11 protein-coding genes, 1 pseudogene and 1 other annotated feature are annotated in these 14,021 nt (G+C 45.0%); of the genes and pseudogenes, 1 reads left to right on the top strand and 11 read right to left on the bottom strand.

Annotated elements, in window-relative coordinates:
- Positions 1-78: 78 nt before the first annotated feature.
- The 5 genes and pseudogenes from oppF to AR442_RS13780 all read right to left on the bottom strand — a co-directional run bounded on the left by oppF (position 79) and on the right by AR442_RS13780 (position 5,715).
- On the bottom strand, positions 79-996 hold the full coding sequence (oppF, locus tag AR442_RS13760; protein ID WP_014417419.1) for an oligopeptide ABC transporter ATP-binding protein OppF: 918 nt from the start codon (positions 994-996) through the stop codon (positions 79-81).
- Positions 989-2,065, bottom strand: coding sequence for an ABC transporter ATP-binding protein (locus AR442_RS13765; protein ID WP_003155039.1), 1,077 nt, complete (start codon positions 2,063-2,065; stop codon positions 989-991). The genes oppF and AR442_RS13765 overlap by 8 nt, the downstream gene beginning before the upstream one ends.
- A 12-nt stretch (positions 2,066-2,077) precedes the next feature.
- Positions 2,078-2,995, bottom strand: a complete 918-nt coding sequence (gene oppC / locus AR442_RS13770) for an oligopeptide ABC transporter permease OppC (RefSeq protein WP_007409113.1) — start codon at positions 2,993-2,995, stop codon at positions 2,078-2,080.
- A pseudogene (locus AR442_RS13775) lies at positions 2,982-3,974 on the bottom strand (ABC transporter permease); the annotation flags it as partial. The pseudogene AR442_RS13775 and the gene oppC, both read right to left, overlap by 14 nt.
- Before the next feature lie 106 nt (positions 3,975-4,080).
- Entirely contained in the window at positions 4,081-5,715 is a 1,635-nt protein-coding gene (locus AR442_RS13780; RefSeq protein ID WP_022553558.1) for a peptide ABC transporter substrate-binding protein, read from the bottom strand.
- 476 nt (positions 5,716-6,191) lie between these two features.
- Positions 6,192-6,403 (top strand) — a binding site (T-box leader).
- A gap of 55 nt (positions 6,404-6,458) precedes the next feature.
- Here AR442_RS13780 and trpS point away from each other — a divergent pair.
- A complete protein-coding gene (gene trpS, locus AR442_RS13785; RefSeq protein ID WP_014417415.1) occupies positions 6,459-7,451 on the top strand; it encodes a tryptophan--tRNA ligase in 993 nt (330 codons plus the stop codon).
- Positions 7,452-7,483: 32 nt separating this feature from the next.
- Here the strand turns inward: trpS and AR442_RS13790 are convergent, their stop codons facing one another.
- The 6 genes from AR442_RS13790 to AR442_RS13815 form a co-directional block, all read right to left on the bottom strand.
- A complete protein-coding gene (locus AR442_RS13790; protein ID WP_007409116.1) occupies positions 7,484-8,236 on the bottom strand; it encodes a YjbA family protein in 753 nt (250 codons plus the stop codon).
- A gap of 147 nt (positions 8,237-8,383) precedes the next feature.
- Positions 8,384-9,298 carry an oligopeptide ABC transporter permease gene (gene opp4C, locus AR442_RS13795; RefSeq protein WP_014417414.1) on the bottom strand — a complete coding sequence of 305 codons (915 nt, stop codon included), beginning with the start codon at positions 9,296-9,298 and terminating at the stop codon, positions 8,384-8,386.
- Positions 9,299-9,319: 21 nt separating this feature from the next.
- On the bottom strand, positions 9,320-10,270 hold the full coding sequence (locus AR442_RS13800; RefSeq protein WP_003155051.1) for an ABC transporter permease: 951 nt from the start codon (positions 10,268-10,270) through the stop codon (positions 9,320-9,322).
- Between the two features lie 66 nt (positions 10,271-10,336).
- Complete coding sequence (locus AR442_RS13805) at positions 10,337-11,965, bottom strand: peptide-binding protein (protein ID WP_032863796.1); 1,629 nt, start codon at positions 11,963-11,965, stop codon at positions 10,337-10,339.
- 77 nt (positions 11,966-12,042) lie between these two features.
- Positions 12,043-13,017 carry an ABC transporter ATP-binding protein gene (locus AR442_RS13810; protein ID WP_053285057.1) on the bottom strand — a complete coding sequence of 325 codons (975 nt, stop codon included), beginning with the start codon at positions 13,015-13,017 and terminating at the stop codon, positions 12,043-12,045.
- Positions 13,018-13,190: 173 nt separating this feature from the next.
- A complete protein-coding gene (locus AR442_RS13815; RefSeq protein ID WP_014417410.1) occupies positions 13,191-13,976 on the bottom strand; it encodes a DUF2268 domain-containing putative Zn-dependent protease in 786 nt (261 codons plus the stop codon).
- Positions 13,977-14,021: the final 45 nt, after the last annotated feature.

The raw sequence follows: 14,021 nt of genomic DNA on the forward strand, positions 1-14,021 counted from the left end.
GAAAAACGGGAGCAGGCTTAATAAACTTGAATGTGCGCAAAAAAATCCTCCAAGACTGAGTCTTGGAGGATGATACTTTTATAGATAGGTTTTAAATTCAGCTTCTGTGCACATGACAAAATGTCCCGGTTTCACTTCTCTGAATTCCATTTTTTCTCCTTCTTGGAGCTGATGAATGGACGGATCGTATTTCTTTCGCATGCGATTTCTTTCATAGTCCGGATCAGGGAGCGGGATAGCGGACAGCAATGATTTCGTATATGGGTGAAGCGGGTTTTCGTAAAGCTCATCCGCCGGCGCAAGCTCCACCAATTTTCCGAAATACATGACGCCGATGCGGTCGCTGATGTATTTGACCATTGATAAATCATGGGCAATAAACAGGTAAGTGAGCCCTTTTTCTTTCTGCAATTCTTTCATTAAATTGACGACTTGCGCCTGAATGGAGACGTCAAGCGCCGAAATCGGTTCGTCCGCGATGATAAACTCCGGATCAACCGCCAGCGCTCTGGCGATTCCGATACGCTGGCGCTGTCCGCCCGAAAATTCATGCGGGTAGCGGTTGGCGTGCTCTTTATTTAAACCGACCGTTTCCAGCAGTTCGTGAACCCGCTGCATCCGCTCTTTTTTCGTTTTTGCCAGGCGGTGAATATCTATTCCCTCGGCAATAATGTCGGCGACTGTCATTCTCGGATTTAAAGATGCGTACGGATCCTGGAAAATCATCTGCATTTTCCGGTTAAATTCCAGCAGCTTCTTGCGGGATTTTTTCCCGTGGACATTTTCCCCGTTAAAGAGAACTTCCCCGCCGGTTGCCTCATACAGCCGGATAATACTGCGGCCCGTCGTTGATTTACCGCAGCCCGATTCTCCGACAAGGCCGAGCGTTTCGCCTTTATAAATATCAAATGACAAATCATCTACGGCTTTTACCGTTCCTTTCTGCGTGAAAAAATGCTGTTTTAAATGTTTGATTTCGAGAAGTTTCTCAGTCATTTTTTTCACCTTCCTTCATTAAAACAGGATGCTGATACGTATTCGGAAGCTGACGGATTTTAGCCTTCACCGCTTCAGGGGGCTCGACCTTAGGCGCATCAGGATGCAGAAGCCACGATTTCACAAAATGCGTATCAGACACTTTATACATCGGCGGTTCCTGTTCAAAGTCAATTTTCATCGCATATGAGCTGCGGAGCGCAAATGCATCCCCTTTCGGAGGATTCGTCAGATCAGGCGGCGTGCCCGGGATGGCCGTCAGTTTTTCCTGATCGGTGCTGTCCAGGCTAGGCATTGAGGCAAGCAGCCCCCACGTATACGGATGGCGCGGATCATAAAAGATTTCATCCACCGTGCCCGATTCGACGACCTGACCTGCGTACATGACGGCGACCCGGTCGGCGACATTGGCGACAACGCCAAGATCATGCGTGATAAAAATGATAGACGTATCAATTTTCTTTTGCAGATCTTTCATCAGCTCAAGGATCTGTGCCTGAATCGTCACATCAAGCGCTGTTGTCGGTTCATCGGCAATTAACAGTTTCGGATTTGCCGCAAGCGCCATCGCGATGACGACACGCTGTCTCATCCCGCCTGAAAATTCATGGGGGAATTGGCCGATCCGTTTTTCGGGCATCGGAATCCCGACGAGATCAAGCAGCTCTATGGCGCGCTTTTTCGCCGCTTCACTTGAGATTTTTTCATGTTTGAAAAGCACTTCCGTAATTTGTTTGCCGACTCTCATCGTCGGGTTCAGAGAGGTCATCGGGTCTTGGAAAATCATTCCGATGTCCTTTCCTCTGATGGCCTGCATTTCTTTTTCAGACATCGGCACGATATCGCGTCCGTCAAAAAGAATCTGTCCTCTTTTAAAGTAGCCCGGCGGCATCGGGATCAGCTTCATAATCGCTTGGGAGGTCACACTTTTTCCGGAACCCGACTCCCCCACGATCGCCAGCGTCTCTCCTTTATTCAAATGGAAATTCACGCCGCGGATTGCCTGTACCTCTCCGCCGTATGTTTTAAATGAAATGGCTAAGTCTTTTACTTCTAGCAAGCGTGTCACTCATATCACTCCTTATTTGCGTAACTTAGGATCCAGCGCGTCTCTTAACCCGTCGCCGACAACGTTAAAGCCGAACATCGCCAGGCAGATAAAGCCGGCAGGGAAGAACAGACGCCAAGGGTAATAGGTTAATGCAGGCAATCCGTCTGAGGCCATCGTTCCCCAGCTCGCAAGCGGCGCAGGTACGCCGAGGCCCAAATAACTTAAAAACGCTTCTGTAAAAATCGCCGTCGGAACCGTCAGTGTCATCGTTACGAGGATAGAGCCCATCGCGTTCGGGACGATATGCTTAAACAAAAGCCGGCCGGTTTTGGCGCCGAGTGTCTGTGAAGCAAGCACATACTCCTGATTCTTTAATTGCAGCACCTGTCCGCGGACGATTCTCGCCATATTGATCCAGCCCGTGATTGTCATGGCGACGATAATGGTGAGCAATCCTTTCGGCAGGACAACCATCAGCAAAATAACCATTAATAATGAAGGAACAGCCCACAGAATGTCGGCGATGCGCATCATCACTTCATCTGTGCGTCCGCCGCGGAATCCGGAAATGCTGCCCCAGATTACGCCGATTAATAAATCAAGCACGGCAGCTGCGACACCGATAAAGATGGAAATCCGCGCGCCCACCCATGTCCGGACGAATATATCCCTTCCAAGGTCATCCGTGCCGAACCAATGATCTTTCGACGGCGCTTTATCCGCATTTAATAGATTGGTAGTCGCATAATCATACCTTGAAAAGACAGGCGCAAAAATCGCCATCAGAATAATAAGAACGATCAGTACGAACCCGACCATCGCAAGCTTATTGCTGCGGAAGCGGAGCATGGCGTCTTTCCAGAGGGAAAGGCTTTTTTTATTTATTTTTTCGGCATCGCCGGCATTAGCTGAAGCTGGTTCAAACATATTTTTAGGAATGTTCTGCATGGTCTAGGCTCCTTTCTTTGCTTTGGAAAGCTTGATTCTCGGATTTCGGAATTCCCGGTTTAGGCGCGCATTTTGTAAACAGCTCGATTAATCCGTACAGCACGTCTACAATTAATACGCATAAAAGCAGGAGCACGCTGAAGAACACGGTAACTCCCATAATGACCGTATAATCACGGTTTGTAATGCTGTTTACAAAATGCGCGCCTAAACCGGGAATTCCGAAAATGGATTCAATGATGAAACTTCCCGTTAAAATGGATGCCGCCATCGGCCCCATATATGTCACGACCGGCAAAAGCGCGTTTCGAAGCGCATGGCGCACGGTGACTGACGGACGGGAAAGTCCTTTAGCTTTTGCAGTCCGTATGTAATCGCTGTTTAACACTTCAATCATGCTTGAACGGGAGAGTCTGGCAATGAACGCCATCGGCATGGAAGCGAGCGCAATAGAGGGCAGAAAGGTGTATGCCCAGGATTCCCACCCTGCGACCGGGAACAGTTCTAATTTAATTGAGAAAATATATTGCAAAATCGTCGCCAATATAAAGCTCGGAACTGAGATCCCAAAGATCGTTAAAATCGCAATGGTATAATCCTGCCATTTATTATGGTACAGGGCAGCAAGCACCCCGAAAAGCACACCGAACGCTAAAGCGAGGAGAATAGCTTCTGCACCGAGAGTGAATGAGACGGGGAAGCCTGAATTGATTAAATCATTAACACTTTGGCCTTTATATTTAAAAGAAGGTCCGAAGTCCCACATCGCCACAGATTTTAAGTAGCTGGCATATTGAACGAAAAGAGGCTTGTCCAGGCCATAGTGTTCGTTTAAGTTTGCCTCAATTTCAGGCGGCAGCTTTCTTTCGCCGGAAAATGGTCCGCCCGGCGCTGCCTGCATTAAGAAGAATGTGGCGGTCACAATCACAAACAATGTGATGATCATGTAAATGAATCGTTTACCGATATATTTCAGCAAGGTGAACACCTCCATGTTTTTTACAATTTTATACGTAATCAGTAAGAAAGGTATATGGGGACATCCTCCCCATATACCTTGGGTCTTTTGTTTTCAGAACCGTCTTTTATTCAAAAGAAGCGTTTCTGAAGTAAACTTCGCCTGTTCCGGTCAAGATTACATTTTTGAGGTTTTTATCCTGCACCCAAGGATCCGTATAGAAATAAACTGGCGCGACCGGCATTGCGTCAATAAAGATCTTTTCTGCTTTTTTCAGCTCTTCGATACGTTTATCCGGATCCGTTTCAAGCTGAGATTGGTTCAGCAGCTTTTTAAACTCAGGATCTTCCCATCCGGTATCATTGTTTCCGCCTTCTTTATCACGGAACAATTCAAGGAAGTTGATCGGATCGTTGAAATCGCCGAGCCAGCCCATACGTCCGATTTGGTAGTTCTGGCTGTGCAGCTTGTCGATGTAAACATTCCATTCGGAGTTATCAAGCTCAACTTTGACGCCTAAGTTCTTTTTCCACATTTCCTGTACGGCCTGTGCGATTTTCGCATGCGCGTCATCCGTATTGTAGGACAGTTTGATCGCCGGAAGGTCAGAGGCATTCTTGACGCCTAATTCCTTCAGTCCTTTATTTAAGAATTCTTTAGCTGATTTGACGTCATTGTCTTTGAAATAACCTTTTGTGTTATCCTTGAATCCCTTCATTGACGGCGGCACCGCAGCCATGGCCGGGATTTGTTCGCCCTGCGTTACATTTTTCACGATGGACGAGCGGTCGATCGCATAAGCAAGGGCTTTACGGATGTTCACATTGTTCAGCGGTTTCTCTTCTGTGTTGAATTTGTACCAATACACGCCTGCGATCGGTTCAACGTGAAGAGATCCGTCTTTTTTCAATGTCGGCAGAGATTCAGTCGGAAGCTGGCCGAGCGGCATTCCTGCCCAGTCAAGCTCACCGGCCTGGAATTTTTTCAGTTCGGTGTTGTTATTGTTAATCATCACCATGTTGATTTTCTTCAATTTCACAGCGTCTTTATCCCAATATTGATCGTTCTTTTCGAGCGTGATGGAACCGCTGTGTTTCCAAGCCGTCATTTTGAACGGGCCGTTTGACACATAATTTTCGCCCGCGTTTGTGTTCCAGTTTTTATGTTTTTCCGCAATTTTCTTGTTGACCGGCATATACGTATAGAATGAAGTTAATTGCGTGAAATAAGGTGTCGGGTTATTCAGTTCAACCTTTAATGTTTTGTCATTTACGGCTTTTACGCCTACATCATCAATCTTGCCTTTTCCTGTATTGGCAGCTTCAGCGCCTTTGATGTAGTAGAGCTGATAAGCGTATTGTGATTCGTTGTTCGGGTCAAGCGCCCATTTCCACGCATATTCAAAATCCTGCGCCGTCACAGGGTCGCCGTTAGACCATTTCGCACCGTCACGAATCGTAAATGTATAGGTCTTTCCGTCTTTGCTTGTTTCAATTTTAGATGCCATTCCTTCTTCAGGCTCACCTTTGGAGTTTACGCGTGTCAATCCTTCAAAAGTCTGTCGGATTACGCCTCCTGACACGGAATCATTCGCTAAACCCGGATGCAGTGAGAACGGCTCAGTTTTAATATTGATATTAAGTGAAGTCTGCCCTTTGGTGTCTTTTTTACCGCCGCCTGATCCGCCGCTGAATCCGCCGCACGCACTTAATACAAGCGAGAAGATAAGCATCAAACCTACAATAGACCAACGCTTTTTCATGCACTAACCCCCTAATCAAATTTTTCAGCCTTTACTACTAAATACTCAGAAATATCAGACAAAATAACTTAATATTTTTCTAAACTTTAATTGTGTTCCGTCTTTTCTGATTATTTTATGTAAAGAAGCTGTAACAATAGAGTGAACAAGTTCATTATAATGAAATGAATAATTTATTGCAATACTATTTTCTCAATTTAAAATATTTAAATTTGGTCAGTTTTTCTGTCAAAAAGGTGATACACTTCTATAGTTTAAAGCATGACCTAACTAAATTTTTTTATTGCAATTTCCAGTTCATATTGCTTTTTACATATAATATTCGTTATACGAAATGTTGATATACGTTATCATTTAAGCATTTTCAGTTCTTTTTGAGGATTTCCAGCCCTTTAGCAAACTGGAAATAAGCTTGTATTCCTCTGATGACATTTGGCTATAATTGATTTATAATAGATCAATCAAATACATTTGTTGTGATTGCGATGATGAAGAGTAGTACACATTTTCATCCGTTTGAAGAGAGTCTGCGGTGCTGGGAGCAGATAACGGGCGATGTGGAATGGACTTCTGAGCAGCTGACCGAACGTTAGTAGGCCCAGCCGGAGCAGCCTCCGTTACCAACGTCTCGAGCGATTCCATTGTAATGGAATAATCAGGGTGGCACCACGGTTCATTCGTCCCTTTTTTCTACGGGAAGAATGGGCTTTTTTTATTATGTTTTAAGAAATGAGGTAAGAAATATGAAGAAAACGATTTTTTCAGGCATTCAGCCGAGCGGTTCCGTTACCCTCGGCAACTATATCGGCGCAATGAAGCAATTTGTCGATTTGCAGCATGACTACAACGGCTACTTCTGCATTGTCGATCAGCATGCGATTACGGTTCCGCAGGATCGGCTTGAACTGCGGAAGAACATTCGCAATCTCGCGGCCCTTTACGTGGCCGTCGGACTTGATCCTGAGAAAGCGACCCTCTTTATCCAGTCGGAGGTTCCCGCTCATGCCCAGGCGGGGTGGATGCTCCAATGCGTCGCATATATCGGCGAGCTTGAGCGGATGACGCAATTCAAAGATAAGTCAAAGGGCAAAGAAGCCGTCGTGTCAGGACTGTTAACCTATCCGCCGCTGATGGCCGGCGATATTTTACTGTACGGAACGGATCTTGTTCCGGTCGGAGAAGACCAAAAACAGCACCTTGAACTGACCCGCAACCTGGCGGAACGCTTCAATAAAAAATATAATGACATCTTCACGATTCCTGAGGTGAAAATTCCTGAATCAGGCGCGCGCATCATGTCACTGGCTGATCCGCTCAAAAAAATGAGCAAATCAGATCCGAACCAAAAGGCATACATCACGCTGCTTGATGAGCCGAAGCAGCTCGAAAAGAAAATCAAGAGCGCCGTGACTGATTCTGAAGGCATTGTAAAGTATGATAAAGAAAACAAACCGGGCGTTTCTAATCTTTTGACGATCTATTCTATTTTAGGAAACACATCAATTGAAGATTTAGAGGCTAAATATGAAGGCAAAGGGTACGGTGAATTCAAAAGCGATTTAGCCGAAGTCGTTATCGGCGCATTGACACCGATCCAAGAGCGCTACCGTGAATTAATTGAGAGCGACGAGCTTGACCGCATTCTCGACGAAGGAGCGGCGCGCGCAAACAAAACGGCCGGCAAAATGGTGAAAAAAATGGAAAACGCCATGGGTCTCGGACGGAAAAGAAGATAAAGAAAAGAGGCGGGAGAATCCCCGCCTCTTTTTTAGTTCACTTTTGATTCCTGCTCCATTTCCCAAAGCTTTTCGAAAAACGGCTGCCCTTTAATCAAATTTTCACAGAACGCAAGATGTTTATCTGACCAGCCTTCAATTGTTTCATTGTAAAGCATGTCCCAAATTTCTTCAAAGCTCATCCGTTTGATCTGCTCATACATATGCGGATTCCATTCCGTGTACCAATACACAATTTCCGCACGGTTTTTCAGCCCTTTCAGCTGGTCGAGCGCCATAAACATCAGCTGCTTGATCTGCCGCTCTTTTCTCGTCAGCCCTCTGACATGCTCCGGCGCCAATGACAAAATGTGATATTCCTTTGAAGACTCCAATTGCGCCGGCTCAAATTGAAACGATTCCGGTTCTACATCCTTTACCATTTCATAAACAAGCTGCTCCTGTCTCGGAATCAGGCGGCTCTTTCTGACCGGAATGGTATATCCGATCGTATCCACGGCAATGATGCCGATCCCGTCTGTCACGACAAAACAATACTCCAGCTTTGTCCGCTCATGATTTTTTCGCACGTATGACTTTTGGTGGACTTGGTCAAGCAGCTCTTTCGGAAGCTCTGATAAGTCGTTTTCTATGTAATGAAATAATACCGACGGCACTCTGAGCAGCGGCGTCTGATCCAAAAGCTCAACCGTGTCTTCCTTCCGCCATTCGTGAAAATGGCATACATTGTAGCCGTTCTCTTCCCCTTCAAACCAATTGACCCATACATCATGAAGAAATAACATATTCGACCCCTCACTTTATAAAAACTGTTGTCCACAGTATAGGCAAGGGATAGATAAATTATTCCATTTCGATATGAGATTTCCGCAATACGGAACTGGATTTCTGACTGCATTGCAACAAAAAAATCTCCCGTTCCGTCCGGGAGATCATTTCACATTTTTCGGATCAAGCGCATCACGCAGCCCGTCTCCGACAAAGTTGAAGCACAATACGGTAAGAAGAATGAACAGTCCCGGAAATAACGGGTACCACCAAGCCTGGATCATAAGCGTAAAGTTCTGTGCATCCTGAAGCATATTGCCCCAGCTTGCGATCGGCGGCTGAATCCCGAAACCGAGATAACTTAATGTAGATTCCGCCAAAATAACCGTTCCCACCTTTAATGTCGCTGAGACAATGATCGGTCCGAGCGCATTCGGCAATATATGAGAAAAGATGATGTGATGATTTTTTGTACCGATCGTCTTTGCAGCTAATACAAACTCTCTGGAACGAAGCGATAAAAATTCCCCCCGGACAAGGCGTGCCGTTGTTGTCCAGCCTGTAAGGGAGAAAATTAAAATTAATTTATCCATTCCGGGCTGAAAAATCGTAACAAGTGTAATAAGCAAAAATATATCAGGTATGGATAATACGATATCAACGGTTCTCATGAGAACGGCATCGACAATCCCTTTAAAATATCCGGCAACGGCTCCGACAACTGTCCCGATTGTAATCGCGCCGATCACAGAAACGAATCCGACAAGCAAGGAGACGCGCGCCCCGTACAGAACCCTCGTAAAGATGTCTCTTCCGAATTTATCAGTTCCCATTAGATGTTTTAAGCTCGGCGGCTTCAAACGATTGATAAGAGATTGACTCTCCGGAGAGTAAGGAGCGATTACCGAAGCGAATAAGGCTGACAAGATGATGATGGTTAATATAACGGCTCCGATTACAGCTAGTTTATTTTGAAAGAACTTTTCGAAAAAAATCTTCGTCATTGTTTCCGGTTTGGATTGAATATTTTCCTTTAATTTTACTTCACTGGGGGGTGTGCCGGTATTGGGCTGTAACATTTGACCTCTCACCTCTCTTTGTTAATATTCAATGCGGGGATCAACCAGCGCATATAAGATGTCCGCAATTAAATTCCCCACTACAACCAAAACAGCTGAAATGACCGTCATGGCCATGATAACCGGATAATCCCGCGAAAAGGCTGAATCAATAAACAATTTGCCGAGACCCGGCCAAGTGAAAATCTGTTCTACCACTACCGCTCCCCCGATAAATGACGGTATCATCAGACCAAAAATAGTGATGACAGGAAGAAGTCCGTTTCTCAAACCGTGTTTAAAAATCACTTTATTATCTCGGAATCCTTTCGCACGCGCCGTTCGTATATAATCCTGTTTTAACACATCCAGCATACTGGATCTTGTGTATCTCGTTATCCCTGCCATGTCTGCCGTGGCGAGCACAAAAGCAGGCAGAATCAAGTGATGCAATCGGTCAAATATGTTAAAGTCAGCATTTAAAGTGCTTACTCCGCCAGTGGGAAACCACCCCAGATTTACAGATAAAACCATGATTAAAATCAAACCGAACCAAAAATTCGGTATGGCAAGCCCTAAAAATGAAGTAACAGTTATCCCGTAATCCAATTTTGAATAAGGACGTTTCGCTGACAGAACACCAAATGGAATAGAAATAAGAAGAGCGACAAGGGTTGAGAAAAGCATAAGCACAATCGTATTCGGTAAGCGGGATAAGATAAGTTCAGAAACTGGAGTGCCTTTCTTGACGATAGAAGTCCCGAAATCCCCTTGCAGCATATTCCCCAGCCATTTCACATATTGAACAGGTTCCGGATCATTCAACCCGTATTTTTCAATGAATTTCGCCCTGTCCGCTTGACTGATTGTAGGGTCCATCATAAGTGACATCGGGTCTCCCGGCGCTGCTTTCATGATGGCAAACGACAAAATTGTAATGCCTAAGAGAATCGGCAAGGACATTAATGTTCGCCGTAAAATATATGTAACCATGTTCTTGTCCCCTTTTTAAATAGGATAAGAGAGGAAAGGAACCTCCTTCCCTCTCCAGGGCTTTTGCTATTTTTGATCCAGCCACCATTTTTCGATATTGTACAAGTCATTTTTAGGGTGGAATACATAGCCTTGTAAATTATTCGGCATCGCTCTGTGGTAATTGTAATAGAATAAGAAGCTGTACGGCTGATCTTCAGCAATCAATTTGTATATCTCTTCATATTTCTTTTGGTATTCTTTTCTGTCAGTAATTGACTTCGCTTCTTCAAGCAGCTTGTCGACTTTCGGGTTTTTATACCAGATATTATTCAGCCCGTTTTTCGATTGGCTTGAATGGAAGATAGAGAATTGATCCGGGAACGTTGCAAGACTCCATCCGAGAAGAAGAGCGTCATAATCCCAATTAGGGGCACTTGTCTGTTCGATTAACGCACTGAATTCAACAATTCGCGGTTTAGCCTCGATTCCCACTTCTTTTAATTGCTGCTGAACGACAACAGCTAAATCTTCACGAATTTTATTGCCCTGATTCGTTTTAATTTCAAATGAGAATTTTTTCCCGTCTTTATCAAGGTAGCCGTCACCGTCATGGTCTTCCCATCCGGCTTCTTTTAGCAGCTGCTTTGCTTTTTTCGGATTATAATCAAATGTCGGCACTTTAGACTTCGGATAATTCCATGACAGCGGACTCTCAGGAACATCCGCTACCTTACCGTCTCCGTTCAGCACTTGATCCACCATTGCCTGCCTGTCAAGAGCGTAAGTCAATGCCTGACGCACTTTTTTGTCCTTAAAGATCTCTTTTTTCTCATTCCAGCCGATATAGCTGTAGTTTAAGCCAAGGTCAGATTTGACCTTCACGTTTCCAAACGTTTTAACCGTATCAAAATCTGTGCCCGGCACAACGAAGAAATCAATATCCCCCGCTTTTAACTGAGCCACAGCAGCGTTAGAATCAGGTATTGTTTTTACTGTCACTGTATTAAGGTAAGGTCTGCCGCCAAAGTAATCATCATTTGCTTCCAGTTTGACATACTCGCCCTTTTTCCACTCAACAAACTTAAACGGACCGGAACCGATTGGATTTTTACGGTTAAATTCATTCTCTCCCAGATCTGCAACCGGCACCTTACCCAATATATGTTTAGGCAAAATGCCGTAACTGTCGAGAACGACATTATAGAAATAGGCATCTTTTTTCTTCATTTTAAACTGAATTTCATATTTCCCTTTTTTCGTTACGGATTTAAGGGACTCAAAACCCGAGCCACGCTCACCGTTGTAATCTTTGTTAAGAGGGATGCTGTAGGTGAAAACAACATCATCGGCCGTCAGCTCTTTTCCATCATGGAATTTAACGCCTTTTTTCAGTTTTACATCATACGTTAATCCCCCGTCAGCTTCTGTTACTTTTTCAGCCAGCGACGGCTTGACGTTTAATTTCTCATCAGTTTCCAATAATGTGCTGTAAATCATTCCTTCAATATCAGAACTTGCAACATCGGTAGAATAAAGTGGATTAAAAAGTGTGGGTTCCCCGGTTGACCCGACAACCAAATCTCCGCCTTTTTGCGGTTTTCCTGCCGGTTTGGATTCGGTGCTTGTGGATTTTGAACCGGAGCAGGCTGACAGGAAGATGGCGAGCGCCATAAAAACACTTAGCATCATCAGTGCGCTTTTACGTAATTTCATATCAATTCCCCCTTTGTGATATATATGCAGCAAACTGGTTATGTAATCCGGCATACCCCCTCTCGATGCTTGTCATTTCAGGCATATAAATGGCAGGCGACGTAATGGCCGGGAGCGGCTTCTTCAAATGCCGGGATTTGTTCCTTGCAGATCGGTTTGGCCATCGGGCACCGCGTGTGGAACACGCAGCCTTTCGGCGGGTTTGCCGGGCTTGGCAGTTCTCCTTTCAGGATGATTCGTTCCCGCTTGACGGCGTCTTTTTTTCTCGTGACGGGCACTGAAGACAAAAGCGCCTGCGTATAAGGGTGAAGCGGATTGCCGTACAGCTCGTGTTTTTCAGTCAGCTCCATCATTTTTCCCAGATACATGACGCCGACTCTGTCGCTGATATGGCGGACAACACTCAAATCATGAGAAATAAACAAATAGGTCAGGTTGAATTCTTCCTGCAGTTCTTCCATCAGATTGATGACCTGGGCCTGAATGGAGACATCGAGTGCGGAAACGGGTTCATCCGCAATAATCAGCTCGGGATTCAATGTCAGAGCCCGCGCAATCCCGATCCGCTGGCGCTGCCCCCCGGAAAGGCGGTGCGGATATTCTTTCATCACTTGTTCCGCTCTGGAGAATCCGACGAGTTCCAGAAGCTCAACGGCTTTTTTGGACGCTTCTTTTTTATTCATTTTTTTATGGTATTCAAGCACTTCGGTAATTTGTTCGCCGATAGTCAGCACCGGATTCAGGGAAGTCATGGGCTCCTGAAAGATCATAGAGACGTCATTTCCGCGGATTTTGCAATATTCGTTTTCGGTGAAGGAGGCCAGGTCTCTGCCTTCAAGCTTAATCGAGCCATCCATAATTTTTCCGCCCGAGCCTTGGACAAGTCCCATAATAGAAAGCGAGGTGATGCTTTTGCCCGAGCCGGATTCTCCTACAAGAGCGACGGTTTCGCCTTTGTTAATGTGAAAATCAACCCCGTCGACTGCGGGGATCGGCTGTTTCTTTCTGAAAAAATAGGTCTTTAAATTATTCACTTCTAATAGTGTGCTCATGATACGCCCCTTTCTCATTCCGCTGAAGCAGAGGGAAACATACGTTTCGCTATCACAAAATATAGAATAGTCGAAAAATTTTATAGTTGTATATTATTACATCATTATTACAAAAGCAAGAATTTTTTAGGATAAATGTAATATCCTTAAATAATTTCCATTGTTTTAATCTATTAAAGCGTTGCCTCCAGAAAGGTTTTTGAAGGAATGGCCAATGCTTCTTTTACTGTTTTTTGATGGTCGGTTAAATATTTTTTTACTATATTGAATCCGACGGCATAGCCGAGCATTGAGGGGAAGTATCCTTTTCCGTATAACAGCTGGGAAAACATTCTGCTGTCTCTCGTTAAGCGGAGGTTCGGCTTGACTCTTTTTTCAAACAGAAAATCAAGCTGCTCAGGCGTATAGTAGGACGTCCATTCCGCCGTAAGACTTGAGCCGAACCGCTCATATACAGCATATTCTGCCAGTCCCTCCATCATGATTGTATCAAGGAATGTCTCATCTTTTTCGTCCTTTGTCACATGTTCTAACCGGCAGACGTGATTATATTCATGTGTCATAAGGGCGGATACAGCTGAATTGGAACTATCCGATGATAGAAAGAGGAACATTTTGTCCCGAAAGGCCAGACCGGATTTTGACCCGAATTCCTGACGGATTTTCCGGTTTCGTTCATCGACGGGCAAAACTACGATCGGCACGTCCGGCCCGTTCCACTTCTCCTTTAAATAGGCTTCCTCCTTTTGAATATGGCTGTAGCATCCTTTTTCTTTCAGCCGTTTACTGGTCCTAACGCCGTCCTTCAAATAGCGGAACATGCCGTGGTTTTGCAGCATCCCGAGTATCGGCTTCCACTCTTTCTTATCGGCCCCTGAAAAAAGCGGCAAAAGATGCTGGGCCAGATCATTTACGGATGCCGCCTTTTCCATCCATTGATATGTCTGCTTGACGCTCATACCGTTCGCCTCCTCTTGTTGTTATCATATGCACGCACAAAAAAA

It is taken from the genome of Bacillus velezensis, from assembly GCF_001461825.1.
Lineage (GTDB): Bacteria > Bacillota > Bacilli > Bacillales > Bacillaceae > Bacillus > Bacillus velezensis.

What these genes read in the sequence shown, in the direction of transcription:
- oppF (WP_014417419.1), bottom strand. Translation starts at nt 996, where the DNA reads ATGACTGAGAAACTTCTCGAAATCAAACATTTAAAACAGCATTTTTTC.
- oppC (WP_007409113.1), bottom strand. Translation starts at nt 2,995, where the DNA reads ATGCAGAACATTCCTAAAAATATGTTTGAACCAGCTTCAGCTAATGCC.
- AR442_RS13780 (WP_022553558.1), bottom strand. Translation starts at nt 5,715, where the DNA reads ATGAAAAAGCGTTGGTCTATTGTAGGTTTGATGCTTATCTTCTCGCTT.
- trpS (WP_014417415.1), top strand. Translation starts at nt 6,459, where the DNA reads ATGAAGAAAACGATTTTTTCAGGCATTCAGCCGAGCGGTTCCGTTACC.
- AR442_RS13790 (WP_007409116.1), bottom strand. Translation starts at nt 8,236, where the DNA reads ATGTTATTTCTTCATGATGTATGGGTCAATTGGTTTGAAGGGGAAGAG.
- opp4C (WP_014417414.1), bottom strand. Translation starts at nt 9,298, where the DNA reads ATGTTACAGCCCAATACCGGCACACCCCCCAGTGAAGTAAAATTAAAG.
- AR442_RS13800 (WP_003155051.1), bottom strand. Translation starts at nt 10,270, where the DNA reads ATGGTTACATATATTTTACGGCGAACATTAATGTCCTTGCCGATTCTC.
- AR442_RS13805 (WP_032863796.1), bottom strand. Translation starts at nt 11,965, where the DNA reads ATGAAATTACGTAAAAGCGCACTGATGATGCTAAGTGTTTTTATGGCG.
- AR442_RS13810 (WP_053285057.1), bottom strand. Translation starts at nt 13,017, where the DNA reads ATGAGCACACTATTAGAAGTGAATAATTTAAAGACCTATTTTTTCAGA.
- AR442_RS13815 (WP_014417410.1), bottom strand. Translation starts at nt 13,976, where the DNA reads ATGAGCGTCAAGCAGACATATCAATGGATGGAAAAGGCGGCATCCGTA.